The sequence below is a fragment of the Devosia sp. A369 genome (assembly GCF_054489345.1).
The window spans coordinates 220,752-242,803 of the sequence record NZ_JBTMWV010000001.1 but is presented as its reverse complement, the minus strand read 5'-3'; the positions used below and the strand labels follow the sequence as shown (position 1 = coordinate 242,803).

34 protein-coding genes are annotated in these 22,052 nt (G+C 60.9%); 31 read left to right on the top strand and 3 right to left on the bottom strand.

What is annotated here, in order from left to right; genetic code table 11:
• Position 1: 1 nt before the first annotated feature.
• The 29 genes from tuf to ACX3OZ_RS01085 all read left to right on the top strand — a co-directional run bounded on the left by tuf (position 2) and on the right by ACX3OZ_RS01085 (position 15,984).
• Entirely contained in the window at positions 2-1,192 is a 1,191-nt protein-coding gene (gene tuf, locus ACX3OZ_RS01225; RefSeq protein WP_459095234.1) for an elongation factor Tu, read from the top strand.
• A gap of 64 nt (positions 1,193-1,256) precedes the next feature.
• Complete coding sequence (gene rpsJ, locus ACX3OZ_RS01220) at positions 1,257-1,565, top strand: 30S ribosomal protein S10 (RefSeq protein ID WP_046136738.1); 309 nt, start codon at positions 1,257-1,259, stop codon at positions 1,563-1,565.
• Positions 1,566-1,650: 85 nt separating this feature from the next.
• Complete coding sequence (gene rplC, locus ACX3OZ_RS01215; protein WP_459103671.1) at positions 1,651-2,352, top strand: 50S ribosomal protein L3; 702 nt, start codon at positions 1,651-1,653, stop codon at positions 2,350-2,352.
• A complete protein-coding gene (rplD, locus tag ACX3OZ_RS01210) occupies positions 2,353-2,973 on the top strand; it encodes a 50S ribosomal protein L4 (RefSeq protein ID WP_459095236.1) in 621 nt (206 codons plus the stop codon).
• On the top strand, positions 2,970-3,263 hold the full coding sequence (locus ACX3OZ_RS01205; RefSeq protein ID WP_459095237.1) for a 50S ribosomal protein L23: 294 nt from the start codon (positions 2,970-2,972) through the stop codon (positions 3,261-3,263). The genes rplD and ACX3OZ_RS01205 overlap by 4 nt, the downstream gene beginning before the upstream one ends.
• Before the next feature lie 17 nt (positions 3,264-3,280).
• Positions 3,281-4,120 (top strand): 50S ribosomal protein L2, encoded by an 840-nt coding sequence (gene rplB / locus ACX3OZ_RS01200; RefSeq protein ID WP_459095238.1) that lies wholly within the window; start codon positions 3,281-3,283, stop codon positions 4,118-4,120.
• Positions 4,121-4,123: 3 nt separating this feature from the next.
• Positions 4,124-4,402 carry a 30S ribosomal protein S19 gene (rpsS, locus tag ACX3OZ_RS01195; RefSeq protein ID WP_459095239.1) on the top strand — a complete coding sequence of 93 codons (279 nt, stop codon included), beginning with the start codon at positions 4,124-4,126 and terminating at the stop codon, positions 4,400-4,402.
• A 1-nt stretch (position 4,403) separates the two neighbouring features.
• Positions 4,404-4,784 carry a 50S ribosomal protein L22 gene (gene rplV / locus ACX3OZ_RS01190; RefSeq protein ID WP_459095240.1) on the top strand — a complete coding sequence of 127 codons (381 nt, stop codon included), beginning with the start codon at positions 4,404-4,406 and terminating at the stop codon, positions 4,782-4,784.
• On the top strand, positions 4,784-5,515 hold the full coding sequence (rpsC, locus tag ACX3OZ_RS01185) for a 30S ribosomal protein S3 (RefSeq protein WP_459095241.1): 732 nt from the start codon (positions 4,784-4,786) through the stop codon (positions 5,513-5,515). The genes rplV and rpsC overlap by 1 nt, the downstream gene beginning before the upstream one ends.
• A gap of 14 nt (positions 5,516-5,529) precedes the next feature.
• Positions 5,530-5,943 (top strand): 50S ribosomal protein L16, encoded by a 414-nt coding sequence (rplP, locus tag ACX3OZ_RS01180; protein WP_459095242.1) that lies wholly within the window; start codon positions 5,530-5,532, stop codon positions 5,941-5,943.
• A gap of 11 nt (positions 5,944-5,954) precedes the next feature.
• A complete protein-coding gene (rpmC, locus tag ACX3OZ_RS01175) occupies positions 5,955-6,149 on the top strand; it encodes a 50S ribosomal protein L29 (RefSeq protein ID WP_108459098.1) in 195 nt (64 codons plus the stop codon).
• Positions 6,150-6,161: 12 nt separating this feature from the next.
• The gene (gene rpsQ, locus ACX3OZ_RS01170; RefSeq protein WP_459095243.1) at positions 6,162-6,410 is read left to right on the top strand and encodes a 30S ribosomal protein S17; all 249 of its coding nucleotides are present in this window, start codon (positions 6,162-6,164) and stop codon (positions 6,408-6,410) included.
• Between the two features lie 67 nt (positions 6,411-6,477).
• The gene (rplN, locus tag ACX3OZ_RS01165) at positions 6,478-6,846 is read left to right on the top strand and encodes a 50S ribosomal protein L14 (RefSeq protein ID WP_056251235.1); all 369 of its coding nucleotides are present in this window, start codon (positions 6,478-6,480) and stop codon (positions 6,844-6,846) included.
• Positions 6,846-7,157 carry a 50S ribosomal protein L24 gene (rplX, locus tag ACX3OZ_RS01160; protein WP_459095244.1) on the top strand — a complete coding sequence of 104 codons (312 nt, stop codon included), beginning with the start codon at positions 6,846-6,848 and terminating at the stop codon, positions 7,155-7,157. The genes rplN and rplX overlap by 1 nt, the downstream gene beginning before the upstream one ends.
• Complete coding sequence (gene rplE / locus ACX3OZ_RS01155; RefSeq protein WP_459095245.1) at positions 7,150-7,707, top strand: 50S ribosomal protein L5; 558 nt, start codon at positions 7,150-7,152, stop codon at positions 7,705-7,707. Before rplX ends, rplE begins: the two co-directional genes overlap by 8 nt.
• A 30-nt stretch (positions 7,708-7,737) precedes the next feature.
• The gene (gene rpsN / locus ACX3OZ_RS01150) at positions 7,738-8,043 is read left to right on the top strand and encodes a 30S ribosomal protein S14 (protein ID WP_459095246.1); all 306 of its coding nucleotides are present in this window, start codon (positions 7,738-7,740) and stop codon (positions 8,041-8,043) included.
• Positions 8,044-8,055: 12 nt separating this feature from the next.
• Entirely contained in the window at positions 8,056-8,454 is a 399-nt protein-coding gene (gene rpsH, locus ACX3OZ_RS01145) for a 30S ribosomal protein S8 (protein WP_201653384.1), read from the top strand.
• A 51-nt stretch (positions 8,455-8,505) separates the two neighbouring features.
• The gene (rplF, locus tag ACX3OZ_RS01140) at positions 8,506-9,039 is read left to right on the top strand and encodes a 50S ribosomal protein L6 (RefSeq protein ID WP_459095247.1); all 534 of its coding nucleotides are present in this window, start codon (positions 8,506-8,508) and stop codon (positions 9,037-9,039) included.
• A 12-nt stretch (positions 9,040-9,051) separates the two neighbouring features.
• Positions 9,052-9,414 carry a 50S ribosomal protein L18 gene (rplR, locus tag ACX3OZ_RS01135; RefSeq protein ID WP_459095248.1) on the top strand — a complete coding sequence of 121 codons (363 nt, stop codon included), beginning with the start codon at positions 9,052-9,054 and terminating at the stop codon, positions 9,412-9,414.
• A gap of 23 nt (positions 9,415-9,437) precedes the next feature.
• Positions 9,438-9,971, top strand: coding sequence for a 30S ribosomal protein S5 (rpsE, locus tag ACX3OZ_RS01130; protein WP_459095249.1), 534 nt, complete (start codon positions 9,438-9,440; stop codon positions 9,969-9,971).
• A gap of 21 nt (positions 9,972-9,992) precedes the next feature.
• A complete protein-coding gene (gene rpmD, locus ACX3OZ_RS01125) occupies positions 9,993-10,181 on the top strand; it encodes a 50S ribosomal protein L30 (RefSeq protein WP_459095250.1) in 189 nt (62 codons plus the stop codon).
• Between the two features lie 17 nt (positions 10,182-10,198).
• A complete protein-coding gene (gene rplO, locus ACX3OZ_RS01120) occupies positions 10,199-10,699 on the top strand; it encodes a 50S ribosomal protein L15 (protein ID WP_459095251.1) in 501 nt (166 codons plus the stop codon).
• A gap of 130 nt (positions 10,700-10,829) precedes the next feature.
• Complete coding sequence (secY, locus tag ACX3OZ_RS01115) at positions 10,830-12,170, top strand: preprotein translocase subunit SecY (RefSeq protein WP_459095252.1); 1,341 nt, start codon at positions 10,830-10,832, stop codon at positions 12,168-12,170.
• Positions 12,167-12,736 carry an adenylate kinase gene (locus ACX3OZ_RS01110; protein WP_459095253.1) on the top strand — a complete coding sequence of 190 codons (570 nt, stop codon included), beginning with the start codon at positions 12,167-12,169 and terminating at the stop codon, positions 12,734-12,736. Before secY ends, ACX3OZ_RS01110 begins: the two co-directional genes overlap by 4 nt.
• Positions 12,737-12,912: 176 nt before the next feature.
• Positions 12,913-13,281, top strand: coding sequence for a 30S ribosomal protein S13 (gene rpsM, locus ACX3OZ_RS01105; RefSeq protein ID WP_459095254.1), 369 nt, complete (start codon positions 12,913-12,915; stop codon positions 13,279-13,281).
• Between the two features lie 80 nt (positions 13,282-13,361).
• Positions 13,362-13,754: a 30S ribosomal protein S11 gene (gene rpsK, locus ACX3OZ_RS01100; protein ID WP_108459110.1), complete on the top strand. Its 393-nt coding sequence runs from the start codon at positions 13,362-13,364 to the stop codon at positions 13,752-13,754.
• 98 nt (positions 13,755-13,852) lie between these two features.
• A complete protein-coding gene (locus tag ACX3OZ_RS01095; RefSeq protein ID WP_459095475.1) occupies positions 13,853-14,878 on the top strand; it encodes a DNA-directed RNA polymerase subunit alpha in 1,026 nt (341 codons plus the stop codon).
• Between the two features lie 32 nt (positions 14,879-14,910).
• The gene (rplQ, locus tag ACX3OZ_RS01090) at positions 14,911-15,336 is read left to right on the top strand and encodes a 50S ribosomal protein L17 (RefSeq protein ID WP_459095255.1); all 426 of its coding nucleotides are present in this window, start codon (positions 14,911-14,913) and stop codon (positions 15,334-15,336) included.
• Positions 15,337-15,459: 123 nt separating this feature from the next.
• Positions 15,460-15,984: a hypothetical protein gene (locus ACX3OZ_RS01085; RefSeq protein ID WP_459103670.1), complete on the top strand. Its 525-nt coding sequence runs from the start codon at positions 15,460-15,462 to the stop codon at positions 15,982-15,984.
• On the opposite strand, the gene ACX3OZ_RS01080 is transcribed toward ACX3OZ_RS01085, so the two are convergent.
• Positions 15,981-16,520 (bottom strand): P-loop NTPase family protein, encoded by a 540-nt coding sequence (locus ACX3OZ_RS01080; protein ID WP_459095257.1) that lies wholly within the window; start codon positions 16,518-16,520, stop codon positions 15,981-15,983. The two genes, ACX3OZ_RS01085 and ACX3OZ_RS01080, sit on opposite strands and share 4 nt — an antisense overlap.
• A gap of 85 nt (positions 16,521-16,605) precedes the next feature.
• Complete coding sequence (locus ACX3OZ_RS01075) at positions 16,606-17,787, bottom strand: type III PLP-dependent enzyme domain-containing protein (RefSeq protein ID WP_459095258.1); 1,182 nt, start codon at positions 17,785-17,787, stop codon at positions 16,606-16,608.
• A gap of 251 nt (positions 17,788-18,038) precedes the next feature.
• Between ACX3OZ_RS01075 and ACX3OZ_RS01070 the strand changes: the two genes are divergently transcribed.
• Positions 18,039-19,505 (top strand): Do family serine endopeptidase, encoded by a 1,467-nt coding sequence (locus tag ACX3OZ_RS01070; RefSeq protein WP_459103669.1) that lies wholly within the window; start codon positions 18,039-18,041, stop codon positions 19,503-19,505.
• A gap of 72 nt (positions 19,506-19,577) precedes the next feature.
• Positions 19,578-20,894, top strand: a complete 1,317-nt coding sequence (locus ACX3OZ_RS01065; RefSeq protein WP_459095260.1) for a replication-associated recombination protein A — start codon at positions 19,578-19,580, stop codon at positions 20,892-20,894.
• A 49-nt stretch (positions 20,895-20,943) separates the two neighbouring features.
• Here ACX3OZ_RS01065 and ACX3OZ_RS01060 read toward each other — a convergent pair whose 3' ends face one another.
• Positions 20,944-22,044, bottom strand: coding sequence for a patatin-like phospholipase family protein (locus tag ACX3OZ_RS01060; RefSeq protein ID WP_459103668.1), 1,101 nt, complete (start codon positions 22,042-22,044; stop codon positions 20,944-20,946).
• Positions 22,045-22,052 lie beyond the last annotated feature (8 nt).

Genomic DNA, 22,052 nt, shown 5'->3' with positions numbered 1-22,052 from the left:
GATGGGCAAGGAAAAGTTTTCCCGCAATAAGCCTCACTGCAACATCGGCACCATCGGTCACGTTGACCATGGCAAGACCTCGTTGACTGCAGCGATCACCAAGGTGCTGGCTGAAACCGGCGGCGCCGCGTTCCGGGATTATTCGCAGATCGACAACGCGCCCGAAGAAAAGGCGCGTGGCATCACCATCAATACCTCGCATGTCGAGTATGAGACGGCTAACCGTCACTACGCTCACGTCGATTGCCCGGGCCACGCTGACTATGTGAAGAACATGATCACCGGTGCTGCCCAGATGGACGGCGCGATCCTGGTCGTGTCGGCCGCTGACGGCCCGATGCCCCAGACGCGTGAGCACATCCTGCTCGCTCGCCAGGTTGGCGTGCCGGCGCTGGTGGTGTTCCTGAACAAGTGCGACATGGTCGACGACGCCGAACTGCTCGAACTCGTTGAGCTGGAAGTGCGCGAGCTGCTGTCCTCCTATGAATTCCCGGGCGACGATATCCCGGTGATCAAGGGTTCGGCTCTGGCTGCTCTCGAAGACAGCGACCGCAAGCTCGGCCACGACGCCGTTCTCGAGCTGATGGCTGCCGTTGACGCCTACATCCCGCAGCCCGAGCGTCCGGTTGACCTGCCGTTCCTGCTGCCGATCGAAGACGTGTTCTCGATCTCGGGCCGTGGCACCGTGGTGACCGGTCGCGTTGAACGCGGCATCGTCAAGGTTGGTGAAGAAGTCGAAATCGTCGGCATGAAGCCGACGCAGAAGACCACCGTCACCGGTGTTGAAATGTTCCGCAAGCTGCTCGACTCGGGCCAGGCTGGCGACAACGTTGGTGCGCTGATCCGTGGTATCGACCGTACGCAGGTCGAGCGCGGCCAGGTGCTCTGCAAGCCCGGCTCCGTGACCCCGCACACCGACTTCGTTGCTGAGGCCTATATCCTCACCAAGGAAGAAGGCGGCCGTCACACTCCGTTCTTCGGCAACTACCGTCCCCAGTTCTACTTCCGTACCACGGACGTGACGGGCATCGTGACCCTGCCGGAAGGCACGGAAATGGTTATGCCGGGCGACAACATCAACATGAACGTTCAGCTCATCGTTCCGATCGCCATGGAAGAGAAGCTCCGCTTCGCTATCCGTGAAGGTGGCCGCACTGTCGGCGCCGGCGTCGTTGCGAAGATCCTGAAGTAAGCCCATAAGACATTCGCGGCGCGCGAATAGCGCGCCGCGATCCATTTTCGTCAGGATTTACAAGATGAACGGTCAGAATATTCGCATTCGCCTCAAGGCGTTTGACCATCGCGTTCTCGACGCGTCTACGCGCGAGATCGTTTCGACGGCCAAGCGCACTGGCGCGCAGGTTCGCGGCCCGATTCCGCTGCCGACGCGAATCGAAAAGTTTACCGTGAACCGCTCGCCCCATATCGATAAGAAGGCGCGTGAGCAGTTTGAGATTCGGACCCACAAGCGTCTTCTGGACATTGTGGACCCGACCCCGCAGACGGTTGACGCTCTGATGAAGCTCGATCTCGCCGCCGGCGTCGACGTCGAAATCAAGCTCTAAGCAAAAAGAAGTTTCCGCGCGTATCAGACAAAGGGTCCTCTGAAGTCATGACCCGATACAGCGCCAAGAGAGAAGGTAATAACCGATGCGTTCTGGATTGATCGCACAGAAGCTGGGCATGACCCGCATTTTCGCCGAGGACGGCTCGCACGTTCCGGTGACCGTGCTGGAATTGCAGAACTGCCAGGTGGTGGGCCAGCGTACGGCTGAAAAAGACGGCTACGTCGCGCTGCAGCTTGGCGCAGGCCAGGCTAAGGCCAAGAACACCACCAAGGCAGAGCGCGGCCAGTTCGCCGTTGCCAAGGTCGAGCCCAAGCGTCATGTCGCCGAATTCCGCGTTGACGTAGCCAACCTCATCGAGGTCGGTGCAACGCTTCAGGCAGACCACTTCCTCGAAGGCCAGCTGGTGGACGTCACCGGTACTTCGATCGGTAAGGGCTTCGCCGGCGGTATGAAGCGCTGGAACTTCGGTGGTCTGCGCGCCACTCACGGCGTGTCGGTTTCGCACCGCTCGATCGGTTCGACCGGTCAGCGCCAGGATCCGGGCAAGACCTTCAAAGGCAAGAAGATGCCGGGCCACATGGGCGATCGTCGCATCACCACGCAGAACGTCAAGGTCGTCAAGACCGACGTGGAACGTGGCCTGATCATGATCCAAGGTTCGGTTCCGGGCTCCAAGGGCGCCTGGATCATGATCAAGGACGCGGTGAAGAAGCCGGCCCCGCAGGGCGCCGCCTTCCCGGGGTCGTTCAAGGCCGCCGCAGAAGTCGCGGGGGAAGGTAACTAAATGGAACTCAAGGTCACAACCCTCGACGGCAAGGCCGCTGGCACGATCCAGCTCGCCGACGACGTCTTCGGTCTGGAAGTCCGCCAGGACATCCTGCACCGCATGGTTCGCTACCAGCAGCTTAAGGCTATGGCCGGTACGCATGACGTCAAGAACCGCTCGGAAGGTGCTCGCACCGGCCGGAAGTTCGTGAAGCAGAAGGGCTCGGGCGGCGCTCGCCATGGCGATCGCAAGGCTCCGCAGTTCCGTGGCGGCGGCCGTGCATTCGGTCCGACCCCGCGCAGCCATGCCATCGACCTTCCCAAGAAGGTTCGCGCCCTGGCGCTGAAGCATGCTCTGTCGTCCAAGATCAAGTCCGGCTCGCTGATCGTCATCGACAGCATTGTCCAGAAGGAAGCCAAGACCGCTGGTCTGCTGGCCACTTTCGGCAAGCTGGAATGGACCAACGCGCTGATTATCGATGGTGCAGTGGTGGATGAGAACTTCGCTCTGTCCGCTCGCAACATCCCGCATATCGACGTGCTGCCGGTGCAGGGGATCAACGTTGTTTCGATCCTGAAGCGCGACAAGCTCGTCCTGACCAAGGCAGCGCTGGAAGCGCTGGAAGCGAGGTTCGCATGAACAAGCTCAGCGCTTACGACATCATCCGTAACCCCGTCGTGACTGAAAAGTCGACGATGGCTTCGGAAGTAAACCAGGTCGTTTTCGACGTGGCGATTGATGCCAACAAGACCGACATCAAGGCTGCTGTCGAGCAGCTCTTCTCGGTCAAGGTCAAGGCAGTGAACACCCTGGTCCGCAAGGGCAAGGTGAAGCGCTTCCGCGGCCGGATTGGTACGCGCAACGACGTCAAGAAGGCGATCGTGACCCTCGTCGACGGCCAGTCGATCGATATTTCGACCGGCCTGTAAGGGGATAGAGACAAAAAATGGCTCTTAGGCACTATAATCCCACCTCCGAAGGTCATCGCCATCTGGTGACTACTGATCGTTCGGAACTGTGGAAGGGCAAGCCGGTCAAGGTTTTGACCGAAGGTCTGTCCAAGTCCGGTGGTCGCAACAATCGCGGTCGCATCACCTCGTTCCATCGGGGTGGCGGTCACAAGCGCACCTATCGTCTGATCGACTTCAAGCGCGTCAAGTTTGACGTGGTTGGGACGATCGAGCGTCTGGAATATGATCCGAACCGTACGGCCTGGATCGCTCTGGTTAACTACGAAGACGGCGACGTCGCCTACATCGTGGCACCCCAGCGCGTATCGGCTGGCGACAAGGTCATCTCGTCGATGAACGCTGTCGACGTGAAGCCGGGCAACGCGATGCCGCTGGAACGCATGCCGGTCGGTACGATCGTGCATAACATCGAGCTGAAGCCCCGCAAGGGTGGCCAGGTCGCCCGTTCGGCTGGTGCGTATGCCCAGTATGTCGGTCGTGACCAAGGTTGGGCGATCCTTCGCCTGAACTCGGGCGAACAGCGCCGCGTGCATGGCACTTGCCTTGCTACCGTTGGCGCCGTGTCGAACCAGGACCACTCCAACACCTCGCTCGGCAAGGCCGGTCGTGCACGTTGGTTGGGCCGCAAGCCCGTCACGCGCGGTGTGGCAATGAACCCGATCGATCACCCGCATGGTGGTGGTGAAGGTCGTACCTCTGGTGGCCGTCACCCGGTTACCCCATGGGGTAAGCCGACCAAGGGCAAGAAGACCCGCAGCAACAAGGCGACGGACCAGTTCATCGTTCGCTCGCGTCACGTGAAGAAGGGCAGGTAAGCCATGACCCGTTCAATCTGGAAGGGGCCGTTCGTCGACGGCTACATGCTCAAGAAGGCCGAGAAGGCCCTCGCGTCTGGCCGCAACGATGTGGTCAAGATCTGGAGCCGCCGCTCGACCGTCCTGCCGCAGTTCGTGGGTGTTACCTTCGGCGTGCATAACGGCCACAAGCACATTCCGGTCAATGTCACCGAAGACATGATCGGCCACAAGTTTGGCGAGTTCGCACCGACCCGTACCTACTACGGTCACGCGGCCGACAAGAAGGCCAAGAGGAAGTAAGATGGGCAAGCCAAAAACCCAGCGCGCGCTCAAGGACAACGAAGCCAAGGCTGTGCTGCGCATGCTGCGCGTCAGCCCGCAGAAGCTCAATCTTCTGGCTCAGTTGATCCGCGGCAAGAAGGTCGAGAAGGCCCTGGCCGAACTCGAGTTCAGCCACAAGCGCATCTCCGGTCAGGTCAAGAAGGTGCTGGAAAGCGCCATCGCGAACGCCGAGAATAACCATGGCCTCGATACCGACGCTCTCGTCGTTGCCGAAGCCTTTGTGGGCAACTCGCTCGTCATGAAGCGCTTCGTCGCTCGCGGTCGTGGCCGGTCTTCGCAGATCCAGAAGCCATTCGCGCATCTGACGATCATCGTCCGGCAAGTTGAGGAGGCCGCATAATGGGCCAGAAGATCAATCCAATCGGCTTCCGCCTCGGTATTAACCGGACGTGGGACAGCCGCTGGTACGCCAACAAGGGCGATTTCGGGAACCTGCTGCAGGAAGACCTGAAGATCCGTACGATGCTGCTCAACGACCTCAAGGCCGCTGCAGTGTCCAAGATCGTCATTGAGCGTCCGCACCGCAAGTGCCGCGTGTCGATCCACACTGCCCGTCCGGGCATCGTGATCGGCAAGAAGGGCGCTGACATCGACAAGATCCGTGCCAAGGTGAAGCAGTTCACCGACAGCGAAGTGCACATCAACATCGTTGAAGTGCGCAAGCCGGAGACCGATGCGACGCTGGTTGCCCAGGGCATTGCCCAGCAGCTGGAACGCCGTGTGGCCTTCCGTCGTGCCATGAAGCGTTCGGTGCAGACCGCAATGCGCATGGGCGCTGGTGGCATCCGCGTCAACGTTGGTGGCCGTCTTGGCGGTGCCGACATTGCTCGTAGCGAGTGGTACCGCGAAGGTCGCGTCCCGCTGCACACACTGCGTGCTGACATCGACTATGGTACTGCTGAAGCCGCGACGACCTACGGCATCATCGGCATCAAGGTTTGGGTGTTCAAGGGCGAAGTGCTTGAGCATGATCCCACCGCGCATGAGCGCCGCGCTACCGAAGGTAACGATGGCGGGCAGCGTAGTGAGCGTGAACCGCGCCGTGAGCGCGGCGACCGCGAACGCGCATAAGAGGTTAGTTCATTATGCTGCAACCTAAGAAGACCAAGTTCCGCAAGGCACACAAGGGCCGCATTCACGGCGCTGCCAAGGGCGGCACCGAGCTGGCTTTTGGCCAGTACGCCCTGAAGGCAACCGAGCCAGAGCGCGTCACCGCTCGCCAGATCGAAGCGGCTCGCCGTGCGATCACCCGCGAGATGAAGCGCCAGGGCCGCGTTTGGATCCGTATTTTCCCGGATCTGCCGGTGTCCAAGAAGCCGACCGAAGTTCGTATGGGTAAGGGTAAGGGTTCGGTTGAATTCTGGGCCGCCCGTGTTCACCCCGGTCGTATCGTATTTGAGATCGATGGCGTCCCCGAGGACGTTGCTAAGGAAGCTCTGCGCCTCGGCGCGATGAAGCTCCCGATCATGACGCGGGTTGTCACCCGCATTGCCGACTAAGGACAACGAGCATGAAAGCCAGTGATGTGCGGAGCAAGACCGCAGACGAACTGAAGGATCAGCTCGTCGGCCTGAAAAAAGAACAGTTCAATCTGCGTTTCCAGCGTGCTACCCAGCAGCTCGAAAAGCCGACCGAGGTCAAGAAGGTCCGCCGCGATATCGCGCGGATCAAGACGATCTTGGCCGAAAAGAACGCAGCGAAGTAAGGAGCCGCGACCATGCCAAAGCGCGTTTTGCAGGGGACTGTGGTCTCCGACGCCAATGAGAAGACGGTTGTGGTGCGCGTCGAGCGCCGCTTCACGCACCCGGTGATGAAGAAGGTGGTTCGTCGTTCCAAGAAGTACCACGCGCACGACGAGGCCAACGTGGCCAAGATCGGGCAGATCGTGTGGATCGAGGAATGTGCTCCGATCTCCAAGAACAAGCGCTGGACGCTGGTTCAAGAGGCTTCTGCGCCATCCGCGTAAGAGAATTTAGTTTTAGGTCGGCGAGCCGGATGACGGCCAAGCCGGTTCAACAAGAAGGCATCCAGTCATGATTCAGATGCAATCAAATCTCGACGTCGCGGATAATTCCGGCGCGCGTCGCGTCATGTGCATCAAGGTGCTGGGCGGCTCGCATCGCAAGTATGCGTCTATCGGCGACATCATTGTCGTTTCGGTCAAGGACGCTATTCCGCGCGGCCGCGTTAAGAAGGGTCAGGTCATGAAGGCCGTGGTGGTTCGCACCGCGTACGACATTCGCCGCCCCGATGGCACCGTCATCCGTTTCGACAAGAACGCCGCGGTTCTGATCAACAATCAGAAAGAACCGATCGGCACTCGTATCTTCGGGCCGGTTCCGCGCGAGCTCCGCGCCAAGAACCACATGAAGATCATTTCGCTCGCACCCGAGGTGCTGTAATGGCTGCCAAGATCAAGAAGGGCGATAAGGTCGTCGTCCTGGCTGGCAAGGACAAGGGCAAAACTGGCCAGGTCCTCCAGGTTTTCCCGACCGAGAACCGTGCGACTGTCCAGGGTATCAACCTGGTCAAGCGCCACACCAAGCAGACCGCGTCGACCGATGCCGGCATCTTCACTAAGGAAGCGCCGATCCACCTGTCCAATCTCTCGATCGCCGACAAGGATGGCAAGGCCAGCCGCGTTGGTTTCCAGATCACGGATGGCGTGAAGACGCGTATCGCCAAGACGACCGGAGAGACGATCGATGGCTGAGACAGCTTACGTCCCACGTCTTCGTACTGAATACGAAGACAACATCCGCAAGATCATGCAGGAGCAGTTCTCCTACACGAACATCATGCAGATGCCCAAGCTCGATAAGGTCGTCCTGAACATGGGCGTTGGCGAAGCTGTCGCCGACTCCAAGAAGGTCAAGATCGCCGCTTCAGAGATGGAACGCATTGCTGGCCAGAAGGCCGTGATCACTTACGCTCGTAAGTCGATCGCTGGCTTCAAGGTCCGCGAAGACATGCCGCTGGGCGTGAAGGTCACGCTGCGCAAGACGCGCATGTACGAGTTTATTGACCGCCTGGTGACCGTCGCGCTGCCGCGCGTTCGTGACTTCCGCGGGCTGAACCCGAACTCCTTTGACGGCCGTGGCAACTACGCTATGGGCATCAAGGAACACATCATTTTCCCCGAAATCAACTATGATCAGATCGATCAGGTTTGGGGCATGGACATCGTGATCACCACGACGGCCAAGACCGATGATGAAGCGCGCGCGCTGCTCAAGGCATTCAACTTCCCCTTCCGCACGTAAGCGGACAGGGAAGGGATAAAGGATCAGGATATGGCAAAGACCAGCTCCATCGTTAAGAACAACAAGCGCGCTGCGCTCGCCAAGCAGTATGCTGGCAAGCGTGCCGCCCTCAAGGCGCAGACCAAGGATCAGTCGATCCCGATGGATCAGCGTTTTGCCGCCCAGCTGAAGCTGGCCGAGCTGCCGCGCAATTCCGCCAAGGTGCGCGTCCGCAATCGCTGTGAAGTTTCGGGTCGTCCCCGTGGCTTCTACCGCAAGCTGAAGCTGAGCCGTATCGCTCTGCGTCAGCTGGGTAACCTGGGGCTGATCCCGGGCCTCGTGAAGTCGAGCTGGTAAGGAGAAACCGAGATGAGCTTTTCCGATCCTATCGGCGACATGCTGACCCGTATCCGCAACGCCCAGATGCGTCGCAAGAATTCCGTTTCGACGCCGGCTTCGACCCTTCGCGGTCGTGTGCTGGACGTTCTCCAGTCCGAGGGTTTTATCCGCGGCTATTCGGAGACGAAGTTCGAGAACGGTGCTTCCGAGTACGAAATCGAACTGAAGTACTCGGACAATGAAGGCGTCATCCGCACGATCGAACGCGTTTCGCGTCCCGGCCGTCGGGTCTATGCCTCGGTTAAGAATATTCCGCAGGTTGCCAATGGCCTGGGTGTTTCGATCCTCTCCACCCCCAAGGGTGTGATGGCCGATCACGAAGCCAAGGCTGCCAATGTGGGTGGCGAGGTACTCTGCCGCGTGTTCTAAGGCTCAGCCTTAGAATTCGCGGTAAGACGATTACTCAAGGATAGAACGAGAATGTCACGTACTGGCAAGAAACCGGTTGCACCGGTAAGCGGCGTTGCAGTTACGATCAATGGTCGTACCGTCACCGCCAAGGGCCCGAAGGGCGAGTTGAGCATCAATCTCATGGACGTCGTGAACGTCCAGGAGACTGCTGAAGGTCTGGTGGTTACGCCCACCAATGACACCAAGTTTGCTCGCTCGGCCTGGGGTACGACCCGCACTCTGCTGCAGAACATCGTCATTGGTGTTTCGGCTGGCTTCGAAAAGAAGCTCGCCATCCAGGGCGTTGGTTATCGCGCAGCGCTGCAGGGCAAGGATGTCAAGCTGCAGCTTGGTTTCAGCCACGAAGTGATTTACGAAGCCCCCAAGGGAATCACGCTCACTGTCCCGGTGCCGACGGAAATCGTCGTCTCCGGTATCGACAAGCAGCAGGTTGGCCAGGTGGCAGCGGAAATTCGCGCGTGGCGCAAGCCAGAGCCCTACAAGGGCAAGGGCGTTCGCTATGCTGGCGAGTTCGTCTTCCGCAAAGAAGGCAAGAAGAAGTAAGGAGCGCCTGCAATGGCTATCAGTGCAAAAGGTGTGGAACGCCGCAAGGCTCGTGTCCGCAAGGCGCTCAAGGCTCGTGCCTTCGGTCGTCCCCGTCTGTCGGTTTTCCGTTCGGACAAGAATATCTACGCTCAGATCATCGACGACGCGACCGGCCGTACGCTGGCTGCCGCTTCGACGCTCGACAAGGACATCAAGTCCGAGGTCAAGAACGGCGCAACTGCCGCCGCCGCTGCTACGATCGGCAAGCTGATCGCCGAGCGCGGTACCAAGGCCGGTGTGGCCGAGGTGATCTTTGATCGTGGGTCGTACATCTATCATGGCCGTGTGAAGGCCCTTGCAGACGCTGCCCGTGAGGGCGGTCTGCAGTTCTAGGCACGGACAAGGAAAGAAACATTATGAGCAGAGACGTTCAAGAACGCGAAAGCGAATTCGTCGATCGCCTGGTCCACATCAACCGCGTGGCCAAGGTGGTCAAGGGTGGCCGTCGCTTTGGCTTCGCCGCACTCGTCGTTGTCGGTGACCAGAAGGGTCGCGTTGGTTTCGGTCACGGTAAGGCCCGTGAAGTGCCGGAAGCGATCCGCAAGGCAACCGAGCAGGCCAAGCGCCAGATGATCCGCGTGCCGCTGCGCGACGCCCGTACGCTGCACCACGACGTGGCCGGCCGTCACGGCGCGGGCAAGGTTTTCCTGCGCGCCGCCGTTCCGGGTACTGGCATCATTGCCGGTGGTCCGATGCGCGCTGTGTTCGAGACCCTTGGCATCAACGACATCGTTGCCAAGTCGCAGGGCACCGCTAACCCCTACAACATGATCCGGGCCACCTTTGACGCGCTGAAGCGTGTTGACAGCCCGCGCTCGGTTGCTTCCCGCCGTGGCCTCAAGGTTTCGGAACTTCAGGCTCGCCGCGGCGAGACTGCGGTCGAAGCTTGATCGAGCTGACGGAGAGACACCATGGCTGACAAGAAGATGATTACCGTCAAGCAGGTCGGTTCGCCGATCCGCCGCGACAAGGTGCAGCGCGCGACCCTGATCGGTCTCGGGCTCAACAAGATGAACAGGCAGCGCGAGCTGATCGATACGCCCGAAGTTCGGGGTATGATCAACAAGCTCCCGCACCTCGTCCGCGTCGTCGGCGAATAAGAGAGAAGGTCGGTCAGATGACCCGTTTGAATGAACTTCGCGACAATCCCGGCGCCAATAAAGTTCGCGTCCGTGTTGGTCGTGGTATTGGCTCCGGCGTTGGCAAGACCGGTGGTCGCGGCGGCAAGGGCCAGACGGCACGCTCCGGCGTGGCGATCAACGGCTTCGAAGGCGGCCAGATGCCCCTTCACATGCGTATGCCGAAGCGTGGCTTCAATGCTTGGAATCCCAAGGATTGGAACGAAGTCCGCGTCGACCGCATCCAGGCCTATATCGACTCCGGCAAGCTTGATGCCAAGGCTGTCATTGACGCCGAAGCCCTCATCGCTGCCCGCGTGATCCGTCGCGCCAAGGACGGCATCCGCCTCATCGGCACTGCCGGCTTCACCTCCAAGAAGGTGACCTTCAAGGTCGATTATGCGACCAAGGGTGCGCTGGCTGCTATTGAAGCGGGTGGTGGCAAGGTCGACATCATCCCGGCGAAGCAGCCGTGGAAGAAAGCCCCACGCGCCGAGTAATCCACTTGGTTGGGTGCATCCGGCCGTATGGCCGGGTGCGCTCTTTTGGTTTGTTGCGTTAGGGATGTAGATGCATATGCTCCCGAAGCGCTCCGAGCGCACCTGGCCTTGAAGCCATAGGGAACGATACATGGCGTCCGCAGCCGAACAGCTGGCACGTAATCTCAATTTTTCGACCTTTTCCAAGGCGAAGGCTCTGCAGCAGCGCATCTGGTTCACACTGGGCGCGCTGCTCGTCTATCGTCTGGGAACGTTCATTCCTGTTCCGGGCATTGACCCCGATGCCTTCCGCGCGACGTTCGAACAGAGCCAGCAGGGCATTGTCGGCATGTTCAACATGTTCTCCGGCGGTGCCGTGGAACGTATGGCGATTCTCGCCCTGAACCTGATTCCGTACATCACCGCCTCCATCGTCATCCAGGTTGTGTCGACTGCGTCGCCGCGGCTTGAGGCGATGAAGAAGGAAGGTGGCGAAGCTGGCCGTCGCAAGATGAACCAGTACACCCGCTACCTGACCGTGGTGTTCTGCGCTGTGCAGGCCTATGGCATTGCCGTCGGGCTGGAAGCCAGCCAGGGCGTCGTGCTCAATCCGGGCTGGTTCTTCCGCATGTCCACGGTGGTTACCCTGGTCGGCGGCACCATGTTCCTGATGTGGCTGGGCGAACAGATCACTTCGCGCGGTGTCGGTAACGGCATTTCGCTGATCATTTTCGCCGGTATCGTGGCCAATCTGCCCAGCACCATTGCGCAGACTCTCGAGCTCAGCCGCACCGGTGCTATTCCGGGCGTGGCGGGTCTCGGCATGATTGTGCTGGCCCTGGTGGTCATCGCCATCATCGTGTTCTTCGAACGTGCCCAGCGCCGGCTGCTGATTCAGTATCCAAAGCGCCAGGTCGGCAACAAGATGTTCCAGGGCGACAGCTCGCATCTGCCGCTCAAGCTGAACACCTCGGGCGTGATCCCGGTGATCTTTGCTTCGTCGCTGCTGCTGCTGCCTGCCACCATTGCGTCGTTCACGGCGCAGAGCAGTGGGTTGGGCTGGTTGCAGACGGTGACGGCGCTGCTCGGTCGTGGCCAGCCGCTCTATCTGCTGGTCTATGGCGGGTTGACCATCTTCTTCACGTTCTTCTACACGGCCATCGTGTTCAACCCGATGGAAACCGCGGACAATCTGAAGCGCTCGGGCGGCTTCATTCCGGGCATTCGTCCGGGTGAGCGCACCGCTGCGCACATTGACTACGTGTTGACGCGTATCACGGTTCTCGGTGCGATCTACCTGACCGTCGTGGCGTTGATTCCCGAAGTGCTGTTCAGCCAGTTGGCCGTCAGCCAGTTCATCGGTGGCACCTCGCTGCTGATCATGGTGACCGTTACCCTGGATACCATTAGCCAGGTGCAGAGCCACCTGATCGCTCAGCAATATGAGGGACTGGTCAAGAAGTCCCGTCTTGGAGGAGGCAAGCGCCGATGAGGTTGATACTGCTTGGACCGCCAGGAGCGGGGAAGGGGACCCAGGCCAAGATTCTGGTCGACGCCTATGGCATCCCCCAGCTCTCTACTGGCGACATTCTGCGCTCGGCCATTGCCGCCAAGACCCCGCTGGGGCTCGAAGCCAAGGCAATCGTCGACCGGGGTGACCTGGTGTCTGATGTCATCGTCAATGGTATTGTCTCGGAGCGTCTTGACGCCGAGGACTGCCAGCCGGGTTTCATCCTCGACGGCTTTCCGCGCACCATTGCGCAGGCCGAAGCGCTGGACCAGATGCTGATCGACAAGGGCGTCAAGCTCGATGCGGTCATCGAAATTAAAGCCGATGCTGACGAGCTGGTGCGCCGGGTTATCCAGCGTGCCAAGGAATCGGGCGGTGCTCGTGCTGACGACAATGAGGAAGTGCTGCGCAAGCGCCTCGGCGTCTATCAGGAGCAAACTGCGCCCCTGGTCGCCTACTATGCTGATGAGGGTCTGCTCAGGACCGTTGATGGCATGGAGCCGGTCGACCAGGTGACTACTGCCATCAAGGCAGCTATCGAACACTGATTACGGATTGGGTTTCACAGTTGACTCTGTGGGTCCGAATCCTTAAAGAACCGCGTCAGTCTCATGGATTATTGGGCTGGATTCGGTTCTCCACATGGTTGGGGGTCGAAGTCCGGTCCCTTGTTGTTATAAGGGCGCCAGCCGTGATGGTTCGCGCTGAATGAAGGAGAGCAGACGTGGCACGTATTGCTGGCGTCAATATCCCGACGAATAAACGCGTAATCATCGCGCTGCAGTATATCCACGGGATCGGCGACAAGTTCGCCGAGGATATCTGCACCAAGGTTGGCATTCCGGCGGAGCGCCGTGTAAACGAGCTCACCGACGCCGAAGTGATCCTGATCCGTGAGACCATCGACCGCGACTATGTCGTGGAAGGTGACCTTCGCCGCAACGTGGCGATGAACATCAAGCGGTTGATGGACTTGGGCAACTATCGTGGCCTGCGTCATCGTCGTGGCCTTCCGGTCCGCGGCCAGCGCACCCATACCAACGCTCGTACCCGCAAGGGCCCGGCGAAGGCGATTGCCGGCAAGAAGAAGTAAGAACCCGTGTTACGGGTTCTTCGATGTAGCTGCCGGGGCATGTTGCTAACGGCAGCGCTGATATCGAATAGAGGATTTACATGGCTAAGACTGAGACGGCGCGCGTTAAGCGCAAGGAACGCAAGAACATCACTTCGGGCGTTGCCCACGTGAATGCTTCGTTCAACAACACCATGGTCACCATTGCTGACATGCAGGGCAACACGATCTCGTGGTCCTCGTCGGGTGTCATGGGTTTCAAGGGCTCGCGCAAGTCGACCCCTTATGCAGCCCAGGTTGCTGCTGAAGATGCTGCCAAGAAGGCGCAGGAACATGGCATGAAGACCCTTGAGGTCGAGGTGCGCGGTCCTGGTTCGGGGCGTGAGTCCGCTCTCCGTGCCCTGCAGGCCGCCGGCTTCAACGTCACCTCGATCCGCGACGTGACTTCGATCCCGCACAATGGCTGCCGCCCGCGCAAGCGGCGCCGCGTCTAAGTTAGACCGATTGAAGAGCTCCCGGCCGTCTTTTGGCCGGGAGTCTTATTGCGTTTGCGGCGGTGCGGCTCGGGCTGGAGCCGCGATTTTGAAAGGACATAACCGTGACGATCCAGAGGAACTGGCAAGAACTGATCAAGCCGACCAAGCTGGAGATTGTTTCGGGCAGCGACAGCGCGCGCGTGGCCTCGGTGATTGCCGAGCCGCTTGAGCGCGGTTACGGGCTTACCCTTGGTAATGCTCTTCGTCGCGTGCTGCTGTCGTCGCTTCAGGGCGCGGCAGTAACCGCAATCCAGATTGACGGTATCCTGCATGAATTCTCCTCGCTTCCGGGCGTGCGGGAAGACATTACCGACCTCGTCCTCAACGTGAAGGAAATCGCGTTGAAGATGGGTGGCGAAGGTCCGAAGCGTCTCGCTCTGTCCCGTCAGGGGCCGGGTGCTGTGACGGCTGGCGACATCAAGGTCACCGGTGATATCGAAGTGCTGAACCCCGAGCTGGTGATCTGCCACCTCGACGACGGCGCCGAGATCAACATCGAGTTCACGGTTGATACTGGCAAGGGCTACGTCCCGGCTGACAAGAATCGCCCGGAAGACGCACCGATCGGCTATATCCCGGTCGATTCGCTGTTCTCCCCGGTGCGTCGCGTCAGCTACAAGGTCGATGCGACCCGTGCGGGCGAAAGCCTCGACAAGGACAAGCTGACCCTGCAGGTCGAAACCAACGGCGCCATCTCGCCGGAAGACGCGCTGGCTTTCGCTGCGCGGATTCTGCAGGACCAGCTGTCGGTATTCGTGAACTTCGAAGAGCCCAGCAAGGAAAAGGCACAGGATGCCGTTCCCGAACTGGCCTTCAACCCGGCTCTGCTCAAGAAGGTCGACGAACTCGAACTTTCTGTCCGCTCGGCCAACTGCCTCAAGAACGACAACATCGTCTATATCGGCGACCTGATCCAGAAGACGGAAGCCGAGATGCTGCGGACGCCGAACTTCGGCCGCAAGTCGCTCAACGAAATCAAAGAAGTCCTGGCACAGATGGGGCTTCACCTCGGAATGGACGTTGCCAACTGGCCACCCGAGAATATCGATGACCTCGCCAAGCGTTATGAAGATCACTATTGATCCCGCGCTGCCAAGATTTTTAGGAGACTCCCATGCGCCACGGTAATTCAGGTCGCAAATTCAGCCGGACTGCCAGCCACCGCAAGGCCATGTTCGCAAATATGTCCGCCGCGCTGATCAAGCACGAGCAGATCATCACCACGCTGCCCAAGGCGAAGGACCTGCGTCCGATCGTCGAAAAGCTGATCACCCTCGGCAAGCGCGGCGATCTGCATGCCCGCCGCCAGGCGATCGCGCAGATCCGCGACGAAGGCCAGGTTGCCAAGCTGTTCGCAGTGCTTGGCCCGCGCTACAAGGAACGCCAGGGCGGCTACATCCGCATCATGAAGGCTGGCTTCCGCTTCGGCGACAATGCGCCGATGGCCGTCATCGAGTTCGTTGACCGCGACGTCAACGCCAAGGGCCTCGATAGCGGTCCGGTGCAGGTGCGCGAAGATGACGAGTACGAAGCAGCGTAAGCTTCGACCTCACGTCGACAATTTTAGGGCGGCTGCGATATTCGCGGCCGCCCTTTTTGTTTTCAGCCTTCATTGAGAAACGGCCCGCTAAAGTGCCCGCCATGGGGCAGGGGCCAGCAGACCATGCGATGGTACAACGACAGCGGTGAGTCACTCATCAGTGCACACGCTCTGTTGCTGCTACTAGGTTTCGACGCGCTGATTGTCGCCGCGGTGATGTTCCAGCTGGGAACCAACCGTAGCTCCTGGCCCACCGCGTCGGCGCAGATCCTATCGGTCGAAGTTCGCTGCCGGATGACGCCGATGGGATGGCGCTATCGCCATTCCTACCGCCCGGTGATTATCGGCTGCGAGCAGGTGGACCGGTTCAGAGCCGACAATACCAACAGGAGCTGGTCTTCAAGCCGTGTCTATAGCGGCGAGGTGGCGGTGACACGCGACGGCCAAACGGTGCGCTTTGTCAGGCCGCTCTCGGTCGCGGACGTGGGCATGGTGCCGGCGGTCGGCGGCGTGTTCGAGGTGGTGCAGAACCCGCGTGTGCCCACCGATGTCAGCCGCCCGAACTGGAGCCTTAGCGAATTGATGATCGGCGGCAGCTTGGCCGGGCTCGGTGCGTTCCTGCTGGCGATCGCCTTCTTCTGGGTTTAGCTCCGCTCCAGCCCCCACGCTTCATAGAGCGCGTTGATTTCGTCCAGCGAGCTGCAAAACACATAGGGCAGGCCGGATTGCTCAGCCGCACGCCGGTATTTGGCCGTGTTGTGGCGGGTCTTCCAGATCCAGTGGATCATCAGCCATTTGATGCTGTCGCGCTGGCCCACCAGGCCGCCCGGGCGGTTGGGCTCGAACAAGCTGCGTCGGAAGTAGCGGCCGAGCCGCCAGAGATAGAAGTCGTCAACGACGAGGATCGCGGTAGCGCGAGCGAAGCGTTGCGGCGTCAGGCTGGAATAATTGCCATCCATCACCCATTCGTCCGTCAGGATGGCCTGATCATGCAATGCCTGGAATTCGGCCGGATCGCGCTTTACCCAGTCGCTGTCCGGCAGATGATGCAACTGGTCGAGATGCACCGCCGGGATCGCTAGTCGGCGTGATAGCGCTTCGGCCAGCGTCGATTTGCCGGCATTGCTGGGTCCCAGCAGGCAGATGCGGCGGCCCAGTGCGGGCAGGGGAAGCAGGTCAGGCATTTGCATTTCCCACGGACCGGACGGCAAAACGGCCACTCCGGTAACGCCGAAGTGGCCGTTTTGCAAGCTGTGCTAGGGCCGCCGCTTATTCCGGCTGCTGGTCCTTGCCGGTATAGGCTTCGTCGACCCAGAACTGGTCACGGCGGTCAAAGCCGTTGAACGGGGTCAGCGAGGCCTGGGTATAGGCGCCCATCAGGCCGAATTCGATCCAGTCGTCTTCATCGATATCGGACGGCAGGGTGAACACCTGGGGCAGCACGTCATAGCTGTCGCAGGTCGGGCCCCAGATGGTGAATTCGGAGAATTCCTGGTCATTGTCATGCACGCGGGCGCCGCGCCAGACGCGAACCGGCGGGGTGAAGTGCATGAACTTGACTTCCATCAGGCTGCCATAAGCCCCGTCATTGACATAGACTGACTGCCCGCCGCGCTGATGTTTTACGCGCAGCAGCAGCGATGTGGATGACGTCACCAACGACCGCCCCGGCTCGATGATCAGCTCGGGCTTGTTCTTGTCGCCGAAATGCTCGGTGACTGCGGCCGAGATGGTGTCGAAATAGGTTTCCATCGGCGGCGCTTCGCTGGTCGGGTAGGGGGCCGGATAGCCACCGCCGATATTGAGGCGCTTCAGTTCTATCCCGGATTCCGCAACGATGCGGGCGGCGGCGGCGATATGACGCTCATAGGCATAAGCGTCTTCGCACTGGCTGCCGACATGGAAGCACAGGCTGGGCGTGTAGCCCATCTGCTCGACCATGGTGGCGATTTCGGCCGCGCCCTGTTCCATGACGCCGAACTTGATGCCGAAGTCATAGGACTTGAGCGCCTTGCCGGCCTTGAAGCGGGTGGTCACTTCCACGTCGCGGCTCGGCGACACCACGGCCGCCAGCTGGTCGAGCTGCTGGGGATGGTCGATGGTGAAGCTGCGCACGCCGAACTCTTCATAAGCGCGGGCAATCTCGCGCTTGTTCTTGATCGGGTTATTGTAGTGCATCACCGCGCCCGGCGCATGGTCGCGCACCAGTTCCATCTCGGTGTTGGACGCGACGTCGAATGCCTTCAGCCCCTCATTGTGCAGCTGGGCGATGACATGGGGCGACGGGTTGCACTTGACCGCATAGGTCAGCAATCCGTCAAAGCCCTTCTTGAACACCTTTGTGGCCTTACGAAGCTCACGTTCGGAGAACAGGAAGGCCGGAAAGTCCGGCGCCTCCGCCGCGATCAGGGCAGAGGTGTTCGGGTAAACGTGCTTCGGCTCGGTGGTCATCGACGACTGGCCTTTCGGGGCTGGGGATGCGTGAAATTGAGCGCTGCATATAGGACTAGGAAACCCCCGGTGCAATTGATTATTTGGACACAGTTTGCGACCGTTCGATAACAGCATTTTCACGAAGAAATCCGGGCGTTTCACAAGGGGAACGAACGGGGCGCCAGACGGTTGCGCCCGCGCCTGCAGTGCGACGCCTTGGTGATGCCAAATTCGAGGCGTTCGCCTCATCTGCTGTGTGGAGACCAATCATGACGCTGCGCCCGCTATTATTCGCCGGAATTGCCATCCTTGCCCTGGCCATTGGCGGCACGCTGGTGTTTGCGCCCTGGAACGGTCCCAGCATCGCACAGGTCGAAGCGCCAGCAGTTCCAGCCGCAGCGCCGCGCCAGGTTCCGACCAGCGATGGCCAAGTCAAGCTCAGCTTCGCGCCGGTGGTGAAGGCCGTGGCGCCTTCGGTGGTCAATGTTTACGCTACCCGCATCGAGCAGCAGGCGGTGTCGCCCTTTGCCAATGATCCGTTCTTCTCGCGCTTTTTCGGCAATGGCCAATTCAGCAGCCGGCCGCGCGAATCCCATGCGCTGGGCTCCGGGGTGATTGTCGAGGCCGGCGGGGTGATACTCACCAACCGCCACGTCATCGAAGGCGCCACCGATGTGCGCATCGCGCTGTCGGATGGCCGCGAATTCCCGGTCGATATCGTCATCGAAGACGCCCAGACCGATCTGGCGGTGCTGCGGGTGCGCCAGCCGGGGGAGGTCAGCTTCCCCGCCATCCAGTTTGCCGATTCCGACGCGCTGCAGGTCGGCGATCTGGTGCTGGCGATCGGCAATCCGTTCGGCGTCGGCCAGACCGTCACCAGCGGCATTGTCTCGGCTTTGGCCCGCACCGGCGTCGAAACCTCGGATTATGAGTTCTTCATCCAGACCGACGCGGCGATCAATCCCGGCAATTCGGGCGGCGCTCTGGTCGATCTCGATGGCCAATTGGTCGGCATCAACACCGCGATCTTTTCCCAGAGCGGCGGCTCGGTCGGGATCGGCTTTGCCATTCCCGCCAATATGGCCCGGCTGGTGGCCGATGCCGGCGTCAGCGGCGGCGAGATCATCCGCCCCTGGTTCGGCGCCAAGCTGCAGCCGGTCACTGCCGATATTGCGTCCAGCCTGGGCATGACTGCCCCGCATGGTGCGCTGATCGCCGAAGTCGCGCCCGAAGGCCCCGCCGCCCGTGCCGGCTTTGCCGCTGGCGACGTCATCCTCAGCGTCGATGGACTGTCGGTCGATGATCCCAGCGCCTTCAATTTCCGCCTCGCCACCAAGCCCATCGGCCAGACGACGGCGCTGGAACGGCTGCGCGGCGGCGCCACGGACACCATCAGCTTCAACGTAGAGCCAGCGCCAGCGGCTGATGACGCCATGTTGGCGACTATCACCGGCAATTCCCGCTTCGCCGGCACCAGCGTCCGCCAGCTCGATGCAGCGCTAGCCGAGGCCAAGGGGCTGCCCTATGACGCCAGCGGCGTCATCATCACCAAGATCGAGCCCGGCTCGGCGGCCGAGCAGATGGGACTGCGCGTCGACGACGTGATCCTGGCGCTCAATGATGTGAAGATGGACACCGCTGCGACCTTCGCCCAGAACGCCAACCAGCGCGCCCGCACCTGGCAAATCATCCTGCAGCGCGATGGCCGGGTAACACGGAGCATTGTCAGCGGGTAGGGCGCGGACCCGATAGTGGGGAATTGCATGGCAAGGCTACGAAAGCCGGTTTCAATCCGCTAGAACAGGCCCATGACCGACCTTTTCGCCCCAGACCCGTCCGACGACTCCGAAAGCGCCCGTCCGCTTGCCGATCAATTGCGCCCGCGCACGCTGGACGAGGTCATTGGCCAGACCCATTTGCTGGGGCCGGACGGCACCTTGCGGCGGATGATTGCCAGCGGTCGGCTCGGCTCGCTGATCCTGTGGGGACCGCCCGGCACTGGCAAGACCACCGTGGCGCGCCTGCTGGCCGACCAGATTGGCTATAGTTTCGAGCAGATTTCCGCGGTGTTTTCCGGCGTCGCCGATCTCAAGAAGGTGTTCGAGAAGGCCCGCTTCCAGCGCCTGTCGGGCCATCGCACGCTGCTCTTTGTCGACGAAATCCACCGCTTCAACCGCGCCCAGCAGGATGGTTTCCTGCCGGTGATGGAAGACGGCACCGTGGTGTTGGTCGGCGCCACTACGGAAAACCCATCTTTCGAGCTGAATGCGGCTCTGCTGTCGCGCAGCCAGGTGCTGCGCTTTGAATCGCTTGGCCTCGACGATCTCGAAAAGCTGGCCGAGCGCGCCGAGGAGCTGACCGGCGACGCGCTACCGCTCGACGCCGAAGCACGGGCCACGCTGCTGACCCTCGCCGATGGCGACGGACGGGCGCTGCTCGGGCTGGTGGAAGAGGTGCTGGCCTCAGCCAAGCCAGGCGAAATCCTCGATGCGGCCAGCCTGCTCACCGTGGTGCAGCGCCGCGCGCCGATTTACGACAAGGCGCAGGACGGCCATTACAATCTGATTTCGGCGCTGCACAAAACCATTCGCGGCTCGGACCCTGATGCGGCGCTGTATTATTTCGCCCGCATGCTCGATGCCGGCGAAGATCCGTTGTTCCTTGCGCGCCGCCTGATCCGCATGGCCTCGGAAGATATCGGCCTTGCCGATCCGCAGGCACTGCCGCAGGCCGTCGCCGGCCGTGACGCCTATCAGATGCTCGGCTCGCCCGAGGGCGAGCTGGCGTTGGCGCAAGTGGTGGTTTATCTGGCGCTCGCACCCAAATCCAATGCCGTTTACACGGCCTTCAAGGGGGCGCTGAGCGTCGCCAAGACCACTGGCTCACCCACGCCGCCCATGGTCATCCTCAACGCCCCCACCAAGCTGATGAAGGGTTCTGGCTATGGCGAGGGCTATATCTACGACCACGACACCCCCGAAGCCTTTTCGGGGCAGGAATATTTCCCCGAAAAGATCGGCCGGCAGAAATTCTACGAGCCGGTCGAACGCGGCTTTGAGCGCGACCTAAAGAAGCGCATCGATTATTTCGACCGTCTCAGGGCCGCTAAACGCACCGGCGAGTAGGGCCAGGCCCTATCTCGGTGCTAAACGCACCGGCGAGTAGGGCCAGGCCCTATCTCGGCGTATTCTGCCAGGCCCCCGCCTTGCCATTGGCAAAACCAAACTCGAACAATTGTCCCAGCCAGGCGCTGTCCCCGAGAATGCTCTCGCTCTGCGGGAAGCTGCCGGGGATCGCCGACAGGCGGAAGGCGATGCCGTTGCGCGCGGCAATATTGGCCAATTGCTCGAGATTAGCCCGGCCGAGATATTTCAGCAGCGTCGGCACGGCGCGCTCCAGCAGATCCAGACTCGCGAGCTTGGTGACCGTTGCCGGGGTCGGATCGACCACACCGTTGAAGATCACATAAAGCTTCTGCGTGCCGCGCCCGCCCTTGTAGCCGCCCGGCATCAGCAGCACCTGCTGGGTCACGCCGCCATCGACATGCAACTCGTCAAACCCATAACCCTGAGCTTCCACGTCCAGCAGCACCGGGGCGAACACGCCGGGCACGGCGGTCGAGGCGAGAATGATGCGATGCACCAATTCGAGCTTGTTGGGGATGTTGCTGATGGCGATGGCGCCGATATCCCAGATCACCGGGCGCTGCGCATCAAGGTTGGTGGTGCCGATATAGAGTCGGCGGCCCTTCCGGTGCGCCGCGCCGACTTCGTTGATCACCTGCTCGTCGACCAGCGCCCGGATGGCGGTCAGGATAATTTTGTTGTCCAGCACCGAGGGAGCGCCGAACAGCGCCGCGAGAAAATCCACCCGCATATTGGTCTGCTGGGTCAGGGTCGAGAAGGCCGCTTGCAGCCGCGCGTCATAGCGTGGGCCGAGAAAGGCGAGGGGGGCCATCATGGCGCCAACGCTGATGCCGGTCACCACTTCAAATTCGGGCCGGTTGCCCTGATCCGTCCAGCCGACGAGATAGCCAGCGCCATAGGCGCCATTAATGCCGCCGCCCGACAGGGTCAGATAGTCGACAATGCCGTCGCCGCCGGCCTTGATGCTGGAATGGGTGGCGACGAAATCGGGATCGTCGCCCCAGTAGCGGATGGTCTGGTCCGCAGCAATGGTCGCATTGGCGGTGAGTTCAGGCGTCAGCGCCTTGCGCGGTGCCATGGTCCCGGCGCAAGCTGCGAGCAGCAGCGTTACCGCAATAATTGCGCTCAAGCGCGCCA

Bases quoted from the DNA above. Each gene is read 5' to 3' on its own strand.
- rpsE (WP_459095249.1), top strand. From the start codon at position 9,438: ATGAGCAGAGACGTTCAAGAACGCGAAAGCGAATTCGTCGATCGCCTG.
- rpsN (WP_459095246.1), top strand. From the start codon at position 7,738: ATGGCAAAGACCAGCTCCATCGTTAAGAACAACAAGCGCGCTGCGCTC.
- rplF (WP_459095247.1), top strand. From the start codon at position 8,506: ATGTCACGTACTGGCAAGAAACCGGTTGCACCGGTAAGCGGCGTTGCA.
- ACX3OZ_RS01070 (WP_459103669.1), top strand. From the start codon at position 18,039: ATGACGCTGCGCCCGCTATTATTCGCCGGAATTGCCATCCTTGCCCTG.
- rplN (WP_056251235.1), top strand. From the start codon at position 6,478: ATGATTCAGATGCAATCAAATCTCGACGTCGCGGATAATTCCGGCGCG.
- rpmC (WP_108459098.1), top strand. From the start codon at position 5,955: ATGAAAGCCAGTGATGTGCGGAGCAAGACCGCAGACGAACTGAAGGAT.
- rplV (WP_459095240.1), top strand. From the start codon at position 4,404: ATGGGCAAGCCAAAAACCCAGCGCGCGCTCAAGGACAACGAAGCCAAG.
- rplC (WP_459103671.1), top strand. From the start codon at position 1,651: ATGCGTTCTGGATTGATCGCACAGAAGCTGGGCATGACCCGCATTTTC.
- ACX3OZ_RS01080 (WP_459095257.1), bottom strand. From the start codon at position 16,520: ATGCCTGACCTGCTTCCCCTGCCCGCACTGGGCCGCCGCATCTGCCTG.
- ACX3OZ_RS01110 (WP_459095253.1), top strand. From the start codon at position 12,167: ATGAGGTTGATACTGCTTGGACCGCCAGGAGCGGGGAAGGGGACCCAG.
- rplQ (WP_459095255.1), top strand. From the start codon at position 14,911: ATGCGCCACGGTAATTCAGGTCGCAAATTCAGCCGGACTGCCAGCCAC.
- tuf (WP_459095234.1), top strand. From the start codon at position 2: ATGGGCAAGGAAAAGTTTTCCCGCAATAAGCCTCACTGCAACATCGGC.
- rplE (WP_459095245.1), top strand. From the start codon at position 7,150: ATGGCTGAGACAGCTTACGTCCCACGTCTTCGTACTGAATACGAAGAC.
- rpsJ (WP_046136738.1), top strand. From the start codon at position 1,257: ATGAACGGTCAGAATATTCGCATTCGCCTCAAGGCGTTTGACCATCGC.
- rplR (WP_459095248.1), top strand. From the start codon at position 9,052: ATGGCTATCAGTGCAAAAGGTGTGGAACGCCGCAAGGCTCGTGTCCGC.
- rpsQ (WP_459095243.1), top strand. From the start codon at position 6,162: ATGCCAAAGCGCGTTTTGCAGGGGACTGTGGTCTCCGACGCCAATGAG.
- ACX3OZ_RS01075 (WP_459095258.1), bottom strand. From the start codon at position 17,787: ATGACCACCGAGCCGAAGCACGTTTACCCGAACACCTCTGCCCTGATC.
- ACX3OZ_RS01065 (WP_459095260.1), top strand. From the start codon at position 19,578: ATGACCGACCTTTTCGCCCCAGACCCGTCCGACGACTCCGAAAGCGCC.
- rplD (WP_459095236.1), top strand. From the start codon at position 2,353: ATGGAACTCAAGGTCACAACCCTCGACGGCAAGGCCGCTGGCACGATC.
- rpmD (WP_459095250.1), top strand. From the start codon at position 9,993: ATGGCTGACAAGAAGATGATTACCGTCAAGCAGGTCGGTTCGCCGATC.
- rplO (WP_459095251.1), top strand. From the start codon at position 10,199: ATGACCCGTTTGAATGAACTTCGCGACAATCCCGGCGCCAATAAAGTT.
- rplX (WP_459095244.1), top strand. From the start codon at position 6,846: ATGGCTGCCAAGATCAAGAAGGGCGATAAGGTCGTCGTCCTGGCTGGC.
- secY (WP_459095252.1), top strand. From the start codon at position 10,830: ATGGCGTCCGCAGCCGAACAGCTGGCACGTAATCTCAATTTTTCGACC.
- rplB (WP_459095238.1), top strand. From the start codon at position 3,281: ATGGCTCTTAGGCACTATAATCCCACCTCCGAAGGTCATCGCCATCTG.
- rpsH (WP_201653384.1), top strand. From the start codon at position 8,056: ATGAGCTTTTCCGATCCTATCGGCGACATGCTGACCCGTATCCGCAAC.
- ACX3OZ_RS01205 (WP_459095237.1), top strand. From the start codon at position 2,970: ATGAACAAGCTCAGCGCTTACGACATCATCCGTAACCCCGTCGTGACT.
- rplP (WP_459095242.1), top strand. From the start codon at position 5,530: ATGCTGCAACCTAAGAAGACCAAGTTCCGCAAGGCACACAAGGGCCGC.
- rpsK (WP_108459110.1), top strand. From the start codon at position 13,362: ATGGCTAAGACTGAGACGGCGCGCGTTAAGCGCAAGGAACGCAAGAAC.
- rpsS (WP_459095239.1), top strand. From the start codon at position 4,124: ATGACCCGTTCAATCTGGAAGGGGCCGTTCGTCGACGGCTACATGCTC.
- rpsC (WP_459095241.1), top strand. From the start codon at position 4,784: ATGGGCCAGAAGATCAATCCAATCGGCTTCCGCCTCGGTATTAACCGG.
- ACX3OZ_RS01085 (WP_459103670.1), top strand. From the start codon at position 15,460: ATGCGATGGTACAACGACAGCGGTGAGTCACTCATCAGTGCACACGCT.